The sequence below is a fragment of the Streptococcus sp. SM5 genome, assembly GCF_027497975.1.
Map to the genome: position 1 here is coordinate 1 of NZ_JAJNSC010000024.1, position 20,036 is coordinate 20,036.

11 protein-coding genes are annotated in these 20,036 nt (G+C 41.5%); all 11 read left to right on the top strand.

Annotated features, from left to right (window positions below; translation table 11 throughout):
- Positions 1-389, top strand: a 389-nt coding sequence (locus tag PAN07_RS14280; RefSeq protein ID WP_269798170.1) for a PTS sugar transporter subunit IIC, incomplete at its 5' end; no start/stop codon positions are given.
- The gene (locus PAN07_RS14285; protein ID WP_070842459.1) at positions 376-1,197 is read left to right on the top strand and encodes a PTS system mannose/fructose/sorbose family transporter subunit IID; all 822 of its coding nucleotides are present in this window, start codon (positions 376-378) and stop codon (positions 1,195-1,197) included. The genes PAN07_RS14280 and PAN07_RS14285, both read left to right, overlap by 14 nt.
- Before the next feature lie 3 nt (positions 1,198-1,200).
- The gene (locus PAN07_RS14290; protein WP_000240985.1) at positions 1,201-1,605 is read left to right on the top strand and encodes a PTS sugar transporter subunit IIA; all 405 of its coding nucleotides are present in this window, start codon (positions 1,201-1,203) and stop codon (positions 1,603-1,605) included.
- Between the two features lie 252 nt (positions 1,606-1,857).
- A complete protein-coding gene (locus PAN07_RS14295) occupies positions 1,858-3,024 on the top strand; it encodes an SIS domain-containing protein (protein ID WP_269798171.1) in 1,167 nt (388 codons plus the stop codon).
- Positions 3,025-3,140: 116 nt separating this feature from the next.
- On the top strand, positions 3,141-4,178 hold the full coding sequence (locus PAN07_RS14300) for an aldose epimerase family protein (RefSeq protein WP_203213032.1): 1,038 nt from the start codon (positions 3,141-3,143) through the stop codon (positions 4,176-4,178).
- A 181-nt stretch (positions 4,179-4,359) separates the two neighbouring features.
- Positions 4,360-10,146 carry a ZmpA/ZmpB/ZmpC family metallo-endopeptidase gene (locus PAN07_RS14305; protein ID WP_269798172.1) on the top strand — a complete coding sequence of 1,929 codons (5,787 nt, stop codon included), beginning with the start codon at positions 4,360-4,362 and terminating at the stop codon, positions 10,144-10,146.
- 199 nt (positions 10,147-10,345) lie between these two features.
- Positions 10,346-11,677, top strand: coding sequence for a glycosyltransferase (locus tag PAN07_RS14310; RefSeq protein WP_269798173.1), 1,332 nt, complete (start codon positions 10,346-10,348; stop codon positions 11,675-11,677).
- Position 11,678: 1 nt separating this feature from the next.
- Positions 11,679-13,034, top strand: coding sequence for a sodium:solute symporter (locus tag PAN07_RS14315; RefSeq protein ID WP_269798174.1), 1,356 nt, complete (start codon positions 11,679-11,681; stop codon positions 13,032-13,034).
- Positions 13,018-13,722 carry an acylneuraminate cytidylyltransferase family protein gene (locus PAN07_RS14320; RefSeq protein ID WP_269798175.1) on the top strand — a complete coding sequence of 235 codons (705 nt, stop codon included), beginning with the start codon at positions 13,018-13,020 and terminating at the stop codon, positions 13,720-13,722. The genes PAN07_RS14315 and PAN07_RS14320 overlap by 17 nt, the downstream gene beginning before the upstream one ends.
- The gene (locus PAN07_RS14325) at positions 13,719-14,597 is read left to right on the top strand and encodes a glycosyltransferase family 52 (RefSeq protein ID WP_269798176.1); all 879 of its coding nucleotides are present in this window, start codon (positions 13,719-13,721) and stop codon (positions 14,595-14,597) included. Before PAN07_RS14320 ends, PAN07_RS14325 begins: the two co-directional genes overlap by 4 nt.
- A 225-nt stretch (positions 14,598-14,822) precedes the next feature.
- Entirely contained in the window at positions 14,823-19,949 is a 5,127-nt protein-coding gene (locus PAN07_RS14330; RefSeq protein ID WP_269798177.1) for a MucBP domain-containing protein, read from the top strand.
- The last annotated feature ends 87 nt before the right edge of the window (positions 19,950-20,036 follow it).

The window sequence follows — 20,036 nt, forward strand, 5'->3', positions numbered from 1 at the left end:
TTAAAGAATACCAATGGGTTGCAGACGGTTTGACTCTTGCAGGTCGTATGCTTCCAGGTCTTGGATTCGCTATCTTGCTTCGTTACCTTCCAGTTAAACGTAACCTTCACTACCTTGCTATGGGATTTGGTTTGACAGCTATGTTGACTGTTCTTTACTCAAACGTACAAAGTCTTGGTGGAGCAGTTGCAGGTGTTATCGGTACTCTACCTAAAGATGTTGCTGAAAAAATTGGTTTCGTGAACAACTTCAAAGGTTTGTCTATGATTGGTATCTCTATCGTAGGTATCTTCCTTGCAGTGCTTCACTTCAAAAATAGCCAAAAAGTAGCTGTAGCAGCACCTTCTACACCATCAGAAAGTGGGGAAATCGAAGATGACGAATTCTAATTACAAACTTACAAAAGAAGATTTTAATCAAATCAACAAACGTAGCTTGTTTACTTTCCAATTAGGCTGGAACTACGAACGTATGCAAGCTTCTGGTTACCTTTACATGATCTTGCCTCAATTGCGTAAAATGTATGGGGATGGAACTCCTGAATTGAAAGAAATGATGAAAGTTCATACTCAATTCTTCAATACTTCACCATTCTTCCACACTATTATCGCTGGTTTTGACCTTGCCATGGAAGAAAAAGATGGAGTAGGTTCAAAAGATGCCGTTAACGGTATCAAGACAGGTTTGATGGGACCATTCGCTCCTCTTGGAGATACAATCTTCGGTTCACTTGTACCTGCTATCATGGGATCTATCGCAGCAACTATGGCTATCGCTGGCCAACCATGGGGTATCTTCCTTTGGATCGCAGTTGCAGTAGCGTATGACATCTTCCGTTGGAAACAGTTGGAATTTGCCTACAAAGAAGGGGTTAACCTTATCAACAACATGCAAAGTACTTTGACAGCTTTGATTGACGCTGCATCTGTACTTGGTGTCTTCATGATGGGTGCTCTTGTAGCAACAATGATCAACTTTGAAGTTTCTTATAAATTGCCAATCGGTGAAAAGATGATTGACTTCCAAGACATCTTGAACTCAATCTTCCCACGCTTGCTTCCAGCAATCTTTACTGCCTTTATCTTCTGGTTGCTTGGTAAGAAAGGTATGAACTCTACAAAAGCAATTGGTATCATCATTGCTCTTGCATTAGGTCTTTCATTCATCGGTAAATTCTTGCTTGGAATGGGCGCATAATTTATGGTTAAATCATTAATTTTGGTGAGTCATGGTCGCTTCTGTGAAGAACTTAAAGGTAGCACTGAAATGATCATGGGTCCACAAGACAATATTCATGCAGTGGCTCTTCTTCCAGAAGATGGTCCAGAAGAATTTACTGCGAAATTTGAAGCTGCTATTGAAGGTTTGGATGATTTCCTAGTCTTTGCGGATCTTCTCGGTGGAACACCATGTAACGTGGTCAGCCGTTTGATTATGGAAGGTCGTGACATCGAACTTTACGCAGGGATGAATCTTCCAATGGTGATTGAATTTATCAATGCGAGCCTTACAGGTGCAGATGCGGACTATAAGAACCGTGCTGCAGAAAGCATCGTTAAAGTTAATGACCTGTTAGCTGGCTTCGATGATGACGAAGATGAATAATACTCTTCGAAAATCTCTTTAAACCATACTAGTGTCGCCTTGCCGTAGGTATATGTTACTGACTGCGTCAGTTCTATCTGCAACCTCAAAACAGTGTTTTGAGCAACCTGCGGCTAGTTTCCTAGTTTGGTCCTTGATTTTCATTGAGTATAAGATGTGACAACGTGAAAATCGTTAGAGCATTTTATATAGAATATACATGGGAATGGGGCTTACTCCCATTCCCATATTTAATAGAAAAAGAGGGAATCAATGTTACATTATACAAAAGAAGACTTGATTGAATTGGGGGCAGAAATCACTACACGTGAAATCTACCAACAGCCTGATGTATGGAAAGAAGCTTTTGAATCTTATCAAGCAAAACGTGAAGAAATTGCAGCCTTCCTGCAAGAGATTGCGGATAAACATGACTATATCAAGGTTATCTTGACAGGTGCGGGGACTTCTGCTTATGTGGGAGATACCTTGGTACCTTACTTTAAGGAAGTCTATGACGAACGCAAATGGAATTTCAATGCTATTGCGACAACAGATATCGTTGCCAATCCAGAAACCTATTTGAAAAAAGATGTGGCGACTGTCCTTGTATCTTTTGCTCGTAGTGGGAACTCGCCTGAAAGTGTGGCGACTGTTGATTTGGCCAAAGCCTTGGTGGATGAGCTTTATCAAGTGACGATTACTTGTGCAGCGGACGGTAAGTTGGCTCTTCAAGCCCATGGTGATGAACGCAATCTTTTGCTTTTGCAACCAGCAGCCTCTAATGACGCTGGATTTGCCATGACTTCTAGCTTTACGTCTATGATGTTAACAGCTCTCTTGGTCTTTGATCCTACAGAATTTGCTGTGAAATCTGAACGTTTTGAAGTTGTATCTAGTCTTGCTTGTAAAGTTCTAGACAGTGCAGAAGATGTCAAAGAACTTGTTGACCTAGACTTTAACCGTGTCATCTACCTTGGCGCTGGTCCTTTCTTTGGACTTGCTCACGAAGCTCAGCTCAAGATTTTGGAATTGACAGCTGGTCAAGTTGCGACCATGTATGAAAGCCCAGTCGGCTTCCGTCACGGTCCAAAATCTCTTATTAACGAAGATACAGTTGTTTTGGTCTTTGGTACAACGACAGACTACACTCGTAAGTACGACTTGGACTTGGTTCGTGAAGTTGCTAGTGACCAGATTGCTCGTCGTGTTGTGCTTTTGAGTGATCAAGCCTTTGGCCTTGAAAATGTCAAAGAAGTGGCCCTTGGTTGTGGCGGTGTCTTGAATGATATTTACCGTGTCTTCCCTTACATTGTTTATGCCCAACTCTTCGCCTTATTGACTTCACTCAAGGTAGAAAATAAACCTGATACACCTTCTCCTACAGGTACCGTAAACCGTGTGGTACAAGGTGTTATCATTCACGAATATCAAAAGTAAGACTGCGTTTATAGATTCTTGATAAAGGGGTTTGTAAATCATACAAGTAAACCATAGATTGTCAATTCGCTTTCTATGGTTTGTTTGATTGAGAGAAATAGAAAAAGGAGAAGAGAATGAAAGCATACACAGAGCGTGTATTTGGAAATGTTGAGGGCAAGGATGTCTTGGCCTATCGCTTTGAGACGGACGGTGGCTACCAGCTTGAGGTTATGACTTATGGTGCGACTATCTTGCGCTATGTCACACCTGACAAGGCTGGAAATTTTGCCAATGTTATCTTGGGTTTTGATGATTTTGATAGCTATGTAGGCAATAGCCCCAAGCATGGAGCTAGCGTAGGTCCTGTGGCAGGCCGTATTGCAGGTGCGACCTTTGAGCTTAATGGCAAGAACTATGACCTTGAAGTCAACAATGCTAGCAACTGTAACCATAGTGGTTCAACTGGTTGGGATTCTAGTTTATTTGAATTGGTCGAGGTGAGCGACCATGGCTTGACCCTCTACACAGAGCGTACAGATGGGACAGGAGGATTTCCTGGAAATCTCAAGATTTGGATCAGTTACCACTTAGAAGAAACTGGTGCCTACGAAATCAGCTACAAGGTAACGACAGATCAGGATACGCTGGTCAATCCAACAAATCACAGCTATTTCAACTTGTCTGGTGATTTCACAAAGACGATTGACCGTCATGTCTTCCAACTAAACACAGAGGGGATTTACCCAATAGCTCCCGACGGTGTTCCTGCCAAAACTCCAGATGCCAATCGTGATGTGGTCAAACACATCTACAATGGTGCCTTGTTGAAGGATATCTTTGCAGAAGAAGATGAGCAAATCCAGCTAGTGTCTGGTTTAGACCATCCATTTGCCCTTCCTGCAGGTCATGACAATGCTGGTTTTCTTTATGACCAAAACTCAGGTCGCTTCCTGCTTTTCAAGACAGAGGCTCCATGCTTTGTAGTCTACACAGCAAACTTTGTGGATGAGAGTGTCATCATAGGAGGTCAGCCAATGGTACAGCACAATGGGATTGCACTTGAAGCGCAAGCTTTACCAGATGCCATTCACAGTGATCTCAAAGACCAAGTCATTCTTAAAGCCGGTCAAACCTTTACAAGCAAGACACGTTATGAGCTTGTTGTGAAATAAAAATTTAGAAATATGATAGGTGTTCCAGAAGTTAGGTATCTAATTTTAGGAATGCCTTTTATTATTCCCTTATTTGCATATCTATCCCTAGAATCTTTTAAAAAGTTGATGTATAATGGGAAGAGTTGTATATTTTGCTATAAATTAATATGCTAATTTAAAAATGTAAAAAGAGGGGAATATGAATTTCAAAACTAGTGGAGAAAAAAGACAGAATTTCTCATTGAGAAAATTGGCAGTTGGCCTTGTATCTGTAGCAGTTGCGTGTTTCTTTTTGATGGGAACTGGCCTACAGACTGTATCTGCCCAAGAATCTCATGCCGTTAATTATACTTATGTTTTAGAGTCGGATTTGACTGATGAAGAGAAGACTCTCTTAGTTACATCCCTACCACAAGTAGCGGAAGAAACAGATGCTACCTACTATCTTGTTTATCGAGCAAATCAAGTACTACCCAACACAGGAGCTAGCTCTTCTCTAGGAACTGCTGCCTTAGTGGCAGGCCTTAGTTTATTGATTGTAGTAGTTCTTAAGGGACGTGATGGCAAGAGTAAGATTAGTCGATTCTTGTTAGTAACCAGTCTAGGAAGCCAGTTGCTGTCTCCAACTGTCCTTGCCTTGACTAGCGAAACACTAGCTGCTTATAACACTCAACTATCGGTTCAGGCAGGAGATGCCTTGCCAGCCCCGGTTGATATTCCTGGTTATACATACATAGGATATGTGAAAAATAAAGTAGACGTTGTTAAGCAATCAGATAAACAGAAGGCGCATGACAGCAAGTCTAACTTAGAAAATGTAGATAGCTCAACGATAGAGGAACAACAAGGAGGAACACCTTCTCCTATAGAGTCTCAACTACAAAAAAACAATGAAACTGTAGTGCAAGCAAAGGGGAGCCAAGAGCCGGGTCATGAGGGCGATGCCCTAGTTCAACCCGTTCAACCGACTTATACAGAACCCGTTAGCACCCAAGGAACACAAGAGTCAGGTCATGAAGGCGAGGCTCTAGTTCAACCCGTTCAACCGACTTATACAGAACCCGTTAGCACCCAAGGAACACAAGAGTCAGGTCATGAAGGCGAATCCCTAATCCAAGCAGAGCAGCCGTCTTATACAGCCCCAATTAGTACCCAAGGTACGCAAGAGCCAGGTCATGAGGGCGATGCCCTAGTTCAACCCGTTCAACCGACTTATACAGAACCCGTTAGCACCCAAGGTACACAAGAGTCAGGTCATGAAGGCGAATCCCTGGTTCAATCAGAACTACCAGTTTACACAGGTCCTCAGGAGGGAGCTCCAGTTGAGCCAACAGTGCCAAAGTCTACAGAAGTTGTTAGCAGTAAGGGCACGCAAGAGCCCGGCCATGAGGGTGAAGCCTTAGTTCAACCCGTTCAGCCATCTTACACAGCTCCAATTAGTACCCAAGGTACGCAAGAGCCCGGTCATGAGGGCGAGGCTCTAGTTCAACCAGTTCAACCAGCCTACACAGCATCGATCAGTACTCAAGGCACACAAGAGTCAGGTCATGATGGTGAGGCTCTAGTTCAACCAGTTCAACCAGCGTATACAGATCCAATCAGCACTCAAGGTACCCAAGAGTCGGGTCACGAGGGTGAGGCTGCTGTAGTAGAGACTCTTCCTGAACTGCCTTTGACAAGCAATCACCGTACAGTAACAGAAACCATTCCTCATGAAACTGAAGAAATTGAAGATGCGACTATCTTAAAAAATCATCGAGAAATTGCTCAGGAAGGAAAAGACGGTTTACGGACAATCGAGTATGAAGATTATCTCGTAGATGGTAAGGTGGAAGCTAGCAAGGAAATCTCACGTACAGAAGTAGAACCAACCAAAGAGATTGTCAAGGTTGGCAGTCTTGTTAAAACCAAACCAACAGTTGAAATCACCAATCTTGTTAAAGATGAGAGCAAAAAAGCAGTAGCAGTCAACTACCGCTTAGATGACCCAACGTCTGCTTTTGTTAAGGCCAAGGCCCAAATTTTTCAAAATGGAACACTGATTAAAGAAGTGGATTTGAAAGATTTATCCGTTCAGCAAACGATTGATGGTTTGGACTACTATACTCCTTATACAATTAAGACTTATCTAACCTATAATCTAGGTCAATCTGATCAGGAAAGTACAGAAGTATTGACGAAAGATTTTCAGTTAGACTATAAGAAAATTGAAATCAAAGATATAGATGAGGTTGGTCTCTATGGTAAGGAAGATGGTCACTACCGTCGTTATCTGAACCTATCAGAAGTACCAAGCGACTTGTCACCTTATTTTGTCAAAGTCAAATCAGACAAGATGAAGGAAATGTTGTTACCAGTTAGCTCTATTAAGGAAACAGCTGATGGGAAATATAAGGTAACCGTTGCCTTCAACGAACTGGTTCAAGAGGAAGGTTCAGCATACAAGGATAACTATAGCTTCACAGTGGATAAGCAAAAACTTGCCAAGGATGGAGTTTATACTTCCTTCAAGAAACTGGTTGCTGCCATGCAAGGCAATCTCGCTGGAACCTTTAAACTGGGGGCTGATATGACAGCCGATGAGGTATCCTTAGCTAAGGGACAAACCAGCTATGTGACAGGTAATTTCACTGGTCATCTTATCGGTACGAGTGATGGGAAGCCATTTGCGATTTATGACCTGAAGACAGCCTTGTTTGATAATTTGACCAAGGCTACTGTGCAAGATATTGACCTTAAAGCAGTAGCGATTAAGAGTCAAGATGACACAGCCAGCCTAGCAAAAGTAGCTACTAATAGTCAGATTAGTAATGTAGCTGTAGAAGGTCAATTGACAGGTAGCAAGTCAGTTGCAGGTTTGGTAGCGAAGGCTCAAGATACAGAAATTACTAATAGTTCCTTTACAGGTAGCATTCAGGCCAAGCATACGGATGCTTCTCCTTACTATGTGGGAGGTATAGCAGGACTCTTATCTGGTAATAAGGCTAAGATTGATAAGGTAGCTGTTGATACAAGTATTTCTAGCAATGCCCGCAACAATGACCAATTTGCTGGAGGTATTGTAGGGAAAGTTCAAAGTGGTGCTTTGGTCTCTCATGCACTAGCAAGTGGAACCATCCTCAATACGACAACCTATCCACGTGTCGGAGGTATAGCTGGCTCTACATGGCAAAATGGTCGTATCCATCATGTCGTTAGCATGGTTAATACTGGAGATGGTTATGGCATCACAGGAGACCAATATAAGGGAGCGGACATCAAAGATGCTAGCACTGTTGTTGAGAACAAGAAGGCCGATTTTTATGCGACTCCAATCACCCAAGATCAGGCTAGAGAAAAGGTCCAGTCTTATGGTATGACAGTGACACTAGACGATACAGGTCAAACGCTAAAGGACAATCAACGAAGTGTGGACTATACTCAGTTAAGTCAAGGCCAAGCTAGTCGAAAAGTTGCTTATCACAATATCGAGAAATTGATGCCTTTCTACAACAAAGAGTTAGTGGTTCACTATGGAAATCAAGTCGATCCTACTGATAAGCTCTATACCACAGAACTGCTGGATGTTGTACCAATGAAGGACAATGACATCATCACAGATATTCAGGCCAATAAAGCAGTTATCAATAAGCTTATGTTGCATTTTGCTGATAATACAATCAGTTATCTAGATGTCAACTACAAAGAAAACTTCAAAAACACACAAATTGCAGAGTACAGTATAGCAGGTAAAAACTTTATATTTACACCAGAGGCCTTTTTATCTGACTATACGAAAGTGACCGATCAGGTTTTAGCAGATTTGCAAGGGGTCAAATATGACTCAGCAGCCATGAGAAAAGTCCTTGGTATTGAGGCAGATGCTTCACTTGATCCACTATATTTGGATAAAGAATTTGAAAAAGTCAAGGCCAATATCGGTGAACATCTCCGTAAAGTACTAGCCATGGACAAGTCTATCAATACGATGGGAGATAGTGTAGCAACCTACATCAGTGAGAAAATCAAGAATAACAAGGAAGCTTTCTTGCTTGGTTTGACCTACCTCAATCGCTGGTACAATATCAACTATGATCACATCAATACCAAGGACCTCAATACCTATAAATTTGACTTTGACGGCAATAGCAAAGCTTCAACCTTGGATACCATCATTGCCCTAGGTCAGAGCGGTATGGAAAATCTCAAGGCATCAAATAATACAAGTGCCTATGAAACAACGTTGGCCGCTGCAAAAGGTCGTAAGACAGTGACTGATTTACTAGAGTCTTACAGAAAACTCTTCCTACCAATTAAAACCAATAATGAATGGTTGAAGACAAATAGCAAGGCCTATATTGTAGAGAGCAAATCAGCTATTCCAGAAGTGCGTGCCAAACAAGAGTCAGCTACACCGGATAGTAAATATACACTGGGAGTCTATGACCGTATTACGGCCCCAAGTTGGAAATTAAAAAACATGCTCCTACCGCTATTAACGTTGCCAGAAGAGGATGTTTATGTGATTTCAAACCTTTCTACCTTGGCCTTTGGTGGCTACGAACGCTACCGTGACCGTGTCAATAATACAGTCTTGTCAGGAGAAGAACTGCGTCAGTATGTTCGTGCTAAGGTCAACCAGTCGGCTGAATGGCAACGAGACCACTACGATATCTGGTACCATCTCCTTTCACCGGAATACAAAGAAAAACTCTTCCGTTCGATCATGGTTTCAGATGGCTTTGGTATGAAAGATAGCAATAGCAAGTATTATTGGGCTACCCTGTCTGATAAGACCATTGATTCGATCTACAACTTCTTTGGACCAACTGGTAAGTGGTATGGGGAAAGTAAGGGAGCTGGAGCTTATGCCAACGGTTCTGAGGTTCACTATGTCAGCGACCGCTTGTTGGATAAATACGGAACATCTGTCTATACTCATGAAATGGTTCACAATTCTGACGGACATATTTACTTTGAAGGAAAAGGTCGTCGTGAAGGATTGGGAGCAGAGTTGTATGCCCTAGGTCTGTTACAATCTGCTGACAACCTAGATAAGGATGCTATTGTCTTGAATACCCTCTATAAAGGGGATAAGGATTCACCAACTCGCTTGCATACTTATGACCCGACAAGCCGCTTTACATCAGCGGCAGCCTTGCAAGAGTATGTTCACGGTATGTACGATGTCTTGTACACCTTGGACGCTATGGAAGCCAATGCCATTTTAACTAAGTCTAACGATGTTAAGAAAAAATGGTTTAGAAAAATAGAGAATTTCTACATTGAGGACAAGTACCATAAACAAACGCATGCAGGAAACTCTGTTCGTCCACTGACAGATACAGAAGTAAGCAAACTAACCAGTCTCAATGCCTTGATTGACAATGATATCATCAACCGTCGGGCTTACCGTGATAAGAGCGACTATACTCGTAATGGCTATCATCTTATCAGTATGTTCTCACCGATTTATGCGGCCCTTAGCAATCCAAAGGGTGCGCCTGGTGATGTCATGTTTAGAAAGACAGCCTACGAATTATTGGCAGAAAAAGGTTACCAAGATGGTTTCTTACCATATGTATCGAACCAATATGCAGAAGAAGCTAAACGCAATGGGGACATTACCTATTCAGATTGGCTCCGAAAAGATGTGGGACTCATCACTGATAGCCTCGTCTTGAAAAATGTCTTTGCCAACAAATATGGTTCATGGGCTGAGTTCAAGAAGGATATGTTTGATCAACGTATTCGGAAGCAAGACCAGTTGAAACCAATCACCATTCAGTACGAACTTGGTGTACCAAACAGCAGCAAGGAGATTACAATTCGTTCAGCAGCTCAAATGCAAGAACTCATCGATCAAGCAGTGGCAAAAGATGTGGCTAATATTGACCGTACGACAAGCCATGCTCCTGCAAGCTGGGTACATCTCTTGAAACAAAAAATCTATAATGCCTACCTACGTAGCACAGATGATTTCAGAGAATCGATTTATAAATCATAAGAAAACTCCCTCAAGCTATCCTGCCTAAGTCAGTCTATCTTGCAGATGGTCGGTCTTTGTGATAGAATAGCATAAAGTCCTTTTGAGGGGGAACTTGCTAGGAAATCCCCAAGCATTGTAACGGATGAACTACCCTCGCCTTTTTGTGAGGGTGGTTTTTCGTTTGTAAACAGAAAATAATAGAGAAAGAGTGTATAGCATGTCGAGAATTATCACTATCCATCCAGCCAAGGAAATCCATCGCTACGGTTTTGAGAGCACTCAGGCCTATCGCGCTCGCATAGCCCGACATTTGGGTCTGGAGTATGTCCACATAGTGTCGAGCCCTCAGCTTCGTCCTGACTGGAAGAAAGACTTGATCAAGTTAGGATTTTTAGAAAAAGAATTGCTCTGCGTTCCTCATAGCTTTTCAGATATGGGGCATGCAGATTTGACTGTAAGACCAGAAAGTCTAACACTAGCAGACGGAGATCAGGTCGAGCTCAATGAAGATGGCTTTGTGGCCTCTGTTACCCTTGGAGATGGCTCTGGAAGATATTACTATACCAAGGGACCTTTCTTGTTTGAAGATTTCAAGGAAAAGGAACTTCGTTGGTATCATGAAAATGGAGAACTGGCTCTTGAAGGACGCTATATCGATCCTTTCAAAGAACCCTCACCTGTCACCATCTTTTATCCAGAGTATATCTACCGCATTGAGGGAGAAATTTGTTCTGAGGAAGACTTGCTGGTCAAGTTCCTAGCTAGATGGGCTCAGCAAACCGACCTCTTTATCCGTGACCAACAAATCGTTCCCAAACCTAGCCTCTGGCGTTACATGGAAAACACGGATAAAAATTACTATGAAGTTGTCCATGAAAATATCATGCGAGACTTACGCCTCGCCAATCTACGCAAGGCAAACAGATATCTAGTTGCCAGTGAAAAGTTGACAGAAAGCTTGGCGCAAGAAGGTTACCAGACAAGATTCCTGCCACCCATGTTTACAGAAAAACTAGGTCAGCTAAGAAAAATCGGACCTGTTTTGGACTATTGCTTAGTGGGGCATATGGGAGAAGGCAAGAATGTTGAGTTTGTCATCGAAGCCTTTATCGAACTCTACAAACGTGGCTCCAAGTCCCAGATTACCTTTTATGGTGGTACAGAGGAGCGTCTGGAGGAACTGCGCAATCGCTACGACCTGCCACCAACCATTCACTTTAAAGGTATCGTTAACGAAGTGCCTTATCATCTGCACCAATGCTATCTGTCTGCAAGTTACACAGAGTTATTTGCCAATGCCTGTGTTGAAGCCTTGAGTCAAGGTTTGTTAGCCTTGTTATCGGATGTGGATATTGCTCATCGTTTCTATGCTGGCCAGTCCAATGCCATCAACTTGTTTAAAACCAAATCAGAGTTGATTCAAAAGATAGAAGAGATGGAACAGCCTGATTTTTATCTATTAAATGAAAAAAATCTAGCCTTAGCCTCTCGCTATTCTCTGGAAAAAGTAGCTCACATATACAGAGAACTATTAGATAGGAACTTCTAGGATGTTGGGAATTCTAGCTACCCTCTCGCTTTATTTCTGCTTGATTTCCTGGATTGCCTATCGGAAAAAAGGGAGTGAAGAGGACTATTATCAGGTTAAGAAAGCTGTTCCAGTGACAGTTCTGGCCTTCTCAGTCTTTGCGACTTTGCTCAGTCCCATTTCCTTTCTGACTCTGGTGGGGAATGCCTATACAGGCAGGTCCTATCTCTGGTTTGCCCAGTGTGGTATCTTTCTAGCCATTCCACTAGCTCATCGCTATTTTCTGCCCCTCTATCAAAAGGGAAACTATGAGACAGCCTATCATCTTTTAGAGGACAAGTTTCAATCGACTGGCATTCGTTCACTGGCCTCAGGTCTTTTCATTCTCTACCAGTTGGGGCGAATAGCAGTGGTGACCTACTTGTTGTCTCAGGCCTTAGCGCCCTTTATCCCTATCAATCAGCTGATCTTGTCTGGTTTACTCCTTCTTTTGACGGTCTATTATCTGGCAAGGGGTGGTCTCTTGGTTGTGCTGTGGACGGACTTCTTTCAAGGCTTGGTCCTACTGGCTATATTGGCCCTATTTCTACCAAGAATTGCCCAATCTGGTTTAGTCGTGAATATCAGTCAACAGCTATCTCACTTTGCAGAGACGCTGGATGGGCAGACGGTCTTTATCTTAGTTGCAGGAGCAGGTTTTAGTAGCTTGTTTTCCTACGTTTCCTCGCAGGATATCGTCCAACGTTTTAATAGCAAAATGGGGCGTCAGAAGATTGGAAAAATCTTATGGCTACAGGGACTCTTGTCCTTTGGGATTGCCAGTTTGCTGTATCTGATTGGCTGCTTGATTCGTCAGGAAAATTTCGCTACCACATCGACTAATCCTGTTCTCATCGCTTACGCTCGGGAAGGTCTGGCACCTTGGTTTGGTGGTTTTATCATGCTGGCTCTCTTGGCAGCAGGCCAATCCACAGTTTCATCCAGTATGAATGCAATCGTGACCTGCTTGAAGTTGGATTTTGCTTGGTCAAAGATTCGCTGGTCGCCAAGTATTCTATCCTTTGTCTTAGCAGGTCTGTCCTGGCTCCTCTGTCTCTTGCTCATGAATGCAGAAATCTACTCTATCTACGAATGGATTAACGGTTTTATGGGTCTGACTTTAGGTGTGATAGGTGGATTGTACCTCTTGGTTTTACTCCTCAAAAGACCGAACTTACAGTTAGCCAAAATCTATCTGGTCTTTAGTCTAGGAGGCTTGGTTCTCTATCATTACAGTGGCCTTTTTGCCAACCCCAATCCTTGGTTAAATAGCATCATTACTACTTTATCTGCTCTTTTTATCTCATTTCTAGGAAGACTATATGAAAGCAACATCTAAACCCATAGCCGTCATTTTGATCCGTTCGGGTTCACGCGGCTTAGTAGATAAAAATATCAAACCGCTTGCAGGCAAACCCTTGGTTTTCTATACCATAGAAGTCGCTCTAGCCTCCAAGCTATTTAGTGATATCTGGGTCTCATCAGACTCACTAGCCTATCTAGAACTCTGTCGTCAAGCCTATCCAGAGATTCGTTGTGTCCACAGACCAAAAGAATTGGCCTTGGCAACAACCTCTAGCTTAGAAACCTTACGAGACTTTTTACAGCCCTTTGAGGAAGAGCAAGTCTTTGTAAATCTACAGGTGACTTCACCTCTTAGAGAGGTAGAGCACCTCATCGAATCCTATCAACTTTACTGTCAGTCTGGCGCTGACCATTTGATTTCCTGTGTCAAGGCGGACAAGAGTCGCAGTCTTTTCTTGCAGCTAGGGGAGTCAGCTTTTATCCGTCCGCCTCAGGTTTCCAAGCACTATGCTCGGCAAAAAGAGCCTATCTATTACTATCCCAATGGTAGTATCTGGATTTCTCGCAAGGACCTTTACCTACGAGATGAGACCTTTTACACGGATAAGACAGTAGCATATGAAATGCCCAAACTCTATTCTTATGATATCGACGATGCCTTGGACTTTGAAGTCGTTGAGACCTTGCTGCAACATCACCACCTAGGAGAATCAAAGAGATGAAACACCTCATCATTGCCACAACGCCCTTGCAGGCCAAGATTGCCCAGCATATCAAGAGACTCTATCCTAATCAGGACTTTGTCAGCCTTTATGTCAGTCCTGTCAAAAATGCCCGTCAGGAGCATTATGCCAAGGATTTTGACCATGTTCATTATCCTCAAACGACAGAGGACTTGGCTCAGATTTGTCAGGAGCTTGCCGGCGACTATGACACCATTTTTTATGCTAGCTTTGACAATAGCTTGATTCTGGACTTGGTTGCTAGTTCAAATTACCAGCACCTCATGAGTTTCGATGATGGCTATGCGGATATTTACCCTTTGGGAATGTATGCCCTCCCTCTTCAACCCAGTCAGGTGGGTTCTCTGGGCTTGACCAGAGATGACTTGATTGAGCGGACGGAAAAGCACTATACCCTCTATCGCAGTAACTACCATGTCGTAGCTAGAGAGAAACTAGTCTATCTGGAGCATTTTTTTGACCTGTCTCAAGCACCCGTCTCAAATGGTAAGACGGTCAAGGTCCTGCTGGGACAAAAGTTCTCCGAAGAGGACGACAAGATCTCCATCCGCTTTATCAGTACCTATGCCAAGGCCTTGGACATTGACCTCTATCTCCCCCATCCCAAGGAAACCTTCACTATCCCTGATGTGACCTACTTGGAGACGGAGCTCATCTTTGAAGATGTCCTAGCCCAACTCTTTCAAGAATATGAGTTCGTTCATGTCTATCACTTCACTTCGTCGGTCAGCCTGCACTTAAAAGACCTGCCTCATGTGACCATTACAGGTATTTCTCTCCCCTACTATGAGGACCGTCAAAAAGAATTGCGACGCTTAGGTTGTCAGTTCGAAAGGGTTTCACTTGGCTGGTAGCATAAATGTATATTTTAAAATATGTAAATCCATACGCTATATGGATTTTTTATATATAAATATAGCAAAAAACTATAGTTTGAATGATCAAAAAGTATTCAAATTCCTTGTATAAGAGGTTTTAAAGTGTTAAAATTAAGTGTCTAATTTTGAAGTTTTCAAGCAAGTATTAGCATAATAACAGCTTAAAAATAAAAATTATACAATAAAAAAAGGATGATGAAGATGTTTATAAATAAAAAAGAAAAATTTTCCATTCGTAAGTTTAAAGACGGTCGTTCAGACTCAGTCAAAATCGGTACAGTCGGTCTGATTGTCGGTGCAGCCCTTGCAATGGCAGGACAACCCCATATTGCAGAAGCAGCGATGACAGAAAACAGCGACAACACAACAACGATCTCAAATGATAAGGGGTCAGTAATTGTAGATACAGCTAATATTGAGAACCCAGATGCAGGTAGGGCATTTTCAACTGATCCAACTGCAGAGGGAACAAATACAATTACTAAAACAGGAAAAGTAGATTACAAATACGTAACTGCTGAAGGTAATACTGTTCTAGAAGAAAATAAAAACCAAAATTCTGGTGCTGATAAAACAATCGAAACAACATACGATGTATACGGTAAATCAGGAGAAGTTTTCAAAGGAACTACAGGTGGTGATGCAGAAGATAGCGACCTAAACGACGCTAAAGAAAATGGTAAGAAAGAAACTATCGAAAAAGATGGGAAGACTTACCACTTAATCGGAGAACCTAAAGTTGAAACTACTGGAAACGGTGGAGGAGTATACTCTGACACAACTCTAGGTGATGTAACTGCGAAATTGACTCCAGAAGGGTTAAGTAACGCAGAAGGTAAAATCACTTATGATACTGTAAAACCTGGTGGAAAAGCTTGGATTGTTGAACAAACAGGAAAAGGAACATATGGTAAATATGTACAAGCTGATTCAGGTGCAATCACTTCTGATGCTAAGATGATAGAAGCTTTCAAAGCTGGAGAAGCAACAGCAAAAAACTTCAATTCAGCGAACGTAACGGCTGATGGAGGAATCAAAGAAGGAGATTATGTTTTCGTCCTTGAGAAAAATACCTATGTAACAGCTAAAACTGAGAGTTTCTCTTTAACAGCACAGATACAATTGTCATCTAGTGATAATGTAGCAGATGATAAAGATGGAACTGGGGCTACTTTAAATAGAACATATGCAATGGTACAAAACTTTAAAGCGGCTCCAGATACTTTAACAGGAGAAGCAAACAAAACTCTTGTAAAAAACTATCTTGCATATCTTCAAGAAAAAGGATTTGAAGATAACCTCCTTAATTTCAAACGATATATTACTTTAGGAATGGCGGCAAAAACTGGTGGTCCTCTGGAGATTAGTGCTGATAAGGGAGATCAAGTTGATGATAAAGGAAGACCTACAAGTGATATAACAGCTGATATAGCAAGCGTTACTGATCAAGAAACAAGTACTTTAGAAGATAGTAGTGATTTTCTTCTTAAATTTTCTGATCCTTCGCCGGAAGTTGAAGAGTATTCTTACCGTGATGAAATCACTCCACTTCGTGCATATCGTTTAGCAAGTGGTACTACTACAATCACTTATACTTATGCAGAAGAAAAAACTCGTGAAGTCGAGAAAAAAGGTTCTGTAGTCGTTAACTACCAAACAGAAGACGGAGTAGAATTAAAAGCTCCTTACACTGATACTCCTGAGACAGTAGCTGAAGTAGTAACTGAGCATTACTATGTTGATGCTGATGGACAAGAAGTAGTTGTAGAAGACAAAACTGTTAGAACGCCTAAAAACGTAGCGTACAACACTAAGAAAAATGAAACTGAAAAACCTCAAAAACTTACAGATGCACAAGGAAATGTTTACTACCTTAAAGCAGATGCTACAAAAACAGCTGTAAATGATGTAGAAAAAGACGCTCCAGCTGAAGAAGGTACAGTAGTAGAAGGTGTTACAAAAGTAACGTACATCTATGAAAAAGCTGGATCGGTCATCGTTAACTACAAGACTGTAGATGGAACAGCTCTTACAGGTACAGTAGTAGACGAAGATGGAGCTGGTAAAACTGTGGAATCAGGTGCTAAAGACATTGATAACGGTAAACCAGGTTCAGCTTATAACACTGCAGATAACGGAATGAAACCAACACGTATTAAAACTGCAGACGGGAAAGTTTACCAACTAGAATCAACTGAAGGTCAAGAAACAGGCGAAGTAGTAGCTGGAGAAACTAAAGAAGTAACATATGTTTATAAAGAAGTTAAAGGTAATGTAGTTGTTAAGTATGAAGATACTGAAGGTAACTCACTTGCTGATGACGAACAAGATGAAACAGATGCTTCTCTAGATGTTAAATACGATACAGCAGACCACAAAAAAGACGAAATCACTAAAGATGGTGTTAAATATTACTTAACAGCTAAAGAGTTGAAAGACGGTTCTAAACCAGCTACTGGTGATGTCGTTGAAGGTACAACTACAGTAACTTATGTTTACGAAAAAGCAGGACAAGTAGTCGTTAACTACCAAACAGAAGATGGAACTCCATTAGTAGGTGTTGATGCAGCTGGTGCAAATGTTGCTTCAGGTGCAAAAGACACTGTAGACGGACGTCCAGGATCAGACTACAACACTGCGGATAACGATATGAAACCAACTCGTATCACAACTGCAGAAGGTAAAGTCTACGAACTAGTACCAACAGCAACTAAAGGTGATGAAACTGGTAAAGTTGTAGCGGGTGAAACGAAAGAAGTAACCTACGTTTATAAAGAAGTAACTGGTGATGTAGTCGTTCACTACGTTGATACAGAAGGTAACGTAATCGCTGAAGACAAAGAAGATACGAAAGGTGCTTCTCTAAACGCTAAATACGATACAACTGATAACAAACCAGAGAAAATCGAAAAAGACGGAACTGTTTACTACTTAACAGAAAAAGCTGTCAAAGACGATTCTAAACCAGAAAACGGAGACGTAGTAGAAGGTAAAACTGAAGTAACTTATGTTTACGAAAAAGCAGGACAAGTAGTCGTTCACTACACTGATGACAAAGGTAACACGATTCAAGTGGATGCTGTTGATACCAAAGACGGCAAACCAAACGCTGACTACAACACTGCTGATAACGATATGAAACCAAACCGTATCACTACTCCAGAAGGAAAAGTATACGAGTTAATCCCTCAATCAACTAAAGGTGATGAAACAGGTAAAGTTAAAGCTGGTGAAACTACAGAAGTAACTTACGTCTACAAAGAAATCACTGGTAATGTAGTCGTTCACTACGTTGATACAGAAGGAAACACATTAGCTGACGATACGAAAGATGTAGAAAATGGATCACTGAGTGAGAAATATGATACAACTGACAACAAACCAGCTAAACTTGAAAAAGATGGTACTGTTTACTACTTAACAGCTAAAGAATTGAAAGACGGTTCTAAACCAGAAAACGGTGCTGTTGTAGAAGGAACTACAGAAATCACTTATGTATACGAAAAAGCAGGAAACGTTCTTGTTCATTACGTAGACGAAGCTGGAAACACACTTCAAGCAGATGCTGTTGATACTAAAGACGGTAAACCAGGAGCTAAATACGATACTTCTGACAACGACATGAAACCAACTCGTATCACTACTTCAGAAGGTAAAGTATACGAATTAGTACCAGCATCAACTAAAGGTAACGAAACTGGTGATGTTGAAGCAGGTAAGACTACAGAAGTAACATATGTGTACAAAGAGGTTAAAGGAAACGTAGTCGTTCACTACACTGATGAAGCGGGTAACACAATCGCTGAAGATGTTAAAGATACGACTGACGGATCAGTAAGCTCAGCATATGACACAACTGATAACAAACCAGCAACAATCACTACAAAAGATGGTAAAGTATATGTACTTGTACCAACTTCAACTAAGGGTGAAGAGTCTGGTAAAGTAACCGAAGGAACTACAGAAGTAACTTACGTTTATAAAGATGCCAAAGAAGAAGCTTCTAAAGCAATCGATAAAGCTTTGTCTGAAAAAGAAAGTAAGATCAAAGAAAATCCTGAGTTAACAAACGAAGAGAAAGAAAAAGCGATTGAAGAAGCTAAGAAAACAGCTGAACAAGCTAAGAAAGCATTGGAAGAAGCGAAAACTCCTGAAGATGTAGAAAAATCTACTACAAAAGGTAAAGAAGAAGTAGAGAAAACTCCTGTTACTCCAGAAGACAAACCAAAAGCGAAAGAAGCGATTGATAAAGCTCTAGAAGATAAAGTGAAGAAGATTGATGAAAATCCAAACTTGACTCCAGAGCAAAAAGAAAAAGCTAAAGAAGAAGCTAAGAAAGAAGCTGAGGAAGCTAAGAAGGCTATCGAACAAGCTAAAACTCCAGAAGAACTTCAAAAAGTTTTAGAAAAAGTCGATCCTAAAGCTGCAGAAGAGCTCGCTAAGAACAAAGCCAAAGAAGATGCTAAAAAAGCAATCGATAAAGACTTGGAAGAAAAAATCAAAAATATTGATAAAGATCCAAGCTTGACTCCTGAGCAAAAAGAAAAAGCTAAGGAAGAGGCTAAGAAAGAAGCTGAGAAAGTTAAGAAATCAATTGAAGAAGGTAAGACAACTGAATGGGTAGACGAAAAAGGAAACCCAATCAAACCTGAAACACCAGGAACACATCCAGCAGGCTCTACACCTAACTATGAACTAGTAGGAACAGTTACAAACCAAGAAACAGGCAAAGTAACACACATCTTTAAACCAGTAACTAAAGAAGGAAAAACTACAGTTTGGGTAGACGTAAATGGTAAACCATTGAAACCACTAGCTGAAGGTGATAATCCAGCTGGAGAGATTCCAGGATATGCATTGGTAGATACAATAAAAGTTGAAGGAACTGGTAATGTCATCCACGTATTTAAACGTACTACAAATGGCAGACCTCAAAAAGAAGGTTCTACAGATGGAGGATCACTCATTCCATCTCAACCAGGTTCTCCAGCAAGACCTTCAACAAATTCAACAAATCCGGTGAGACCGACAGACCCAAGTCAACCAGAAACTCCAGTAGTTCCTGCAGACCCAAGTCAGCCAGCAACACCGGCTAACCCAGCAACACCAGCTAATCCGGCTAACCCAGCTGCTCCAGCAACTCCAGCGATGCCATCGGCACCAGTAAATGGTGAAGCACCACAAGCTCCAGCGGCTTCATCAGAAGCTAAAGGACAAGCTGAACTTCCAAACACTGGTACAGAAGACAATGCTCGCCTAGCAGCACTTGGACTTCTTGGAGTATTGAGCGGATTTGGACTTGTTGCTCGCAAGAAAAAAGAAGACTAATCTGGATTAGATTTTCTGACAAGAATAAGGAGTAGGATATCATATCCGCTCCTTTTTTTGTTGGTATATAAATAAAAAGGAGAAAAA

Coding starts and splice junctions, on each gene's coding strand:
- PAN07_RS14285 (WP_070842459.1), top strand. CDS start 376: ATGACGAATTCTAATTACAAACTTACAAAAGAAGATTTTAATCAAATC.
- PAN07_RS14290 (WP_000240985.1), top strand. CDS start 1,201: ATGGTTAAATCATTAATTTTGGTGAGTCATGGTCGCTTCTGTGAAGAA.
- PAN07_RS14295 (WP_269798171.1), top strand. CDS start 1,858: ATGTTACATTATACAAAAGAAGACTTGATTGAATTGGGGGCAGAAATC.
- PAN07_RS14300 (WP_203213032.1), top strand. CDS start 3,141: ATGAAAGCATACACAGAGCGTGTATTTGGAAATGTTGAGGGCAAGGAT.
- PAN07_RS14305 (WP_269798172.1), top strand. CDS start 4,360: ATGAATTTCAAAACTAGTGGAGAAAAAAGACAGAATTTCTCATTGAGA.
- PAN07_RS14310 (WP_269798173.1), top strand. CDS start 10,346: ATGTCGAGAATTATCACTATCCATCCAGCCAAGGAAATCCATCGCTAC.
- PAN07_RS14315 (WP_269798174.1), top strand. CDS start 11,679: ATGTTGGGAATTCTAGCTACCCTCTCGCTTTATTTCTGCTTGATTTCC.
- PAN07_RS14320 (WP_269798175.1), top strand. CDS start 13,018: ATGAAAGCAACATCTAAACCCATAGCCGTCATTTTGATCCGTTCGGGT.
- PAN07_RS14325 (WP_269798176.1), top strand. CDS start 13,719: ATGAAACACCTCATCATTGCCACAACGCCCTTGCAGGCCAAGATTGCC.
- PAN07_RS14330 (WP_269798177.1), top strand. CDS start 14,823: ATGTTTATAAATAAAAAAGAAAAATTTTCCATTCGTAAGTTTAAAGAC.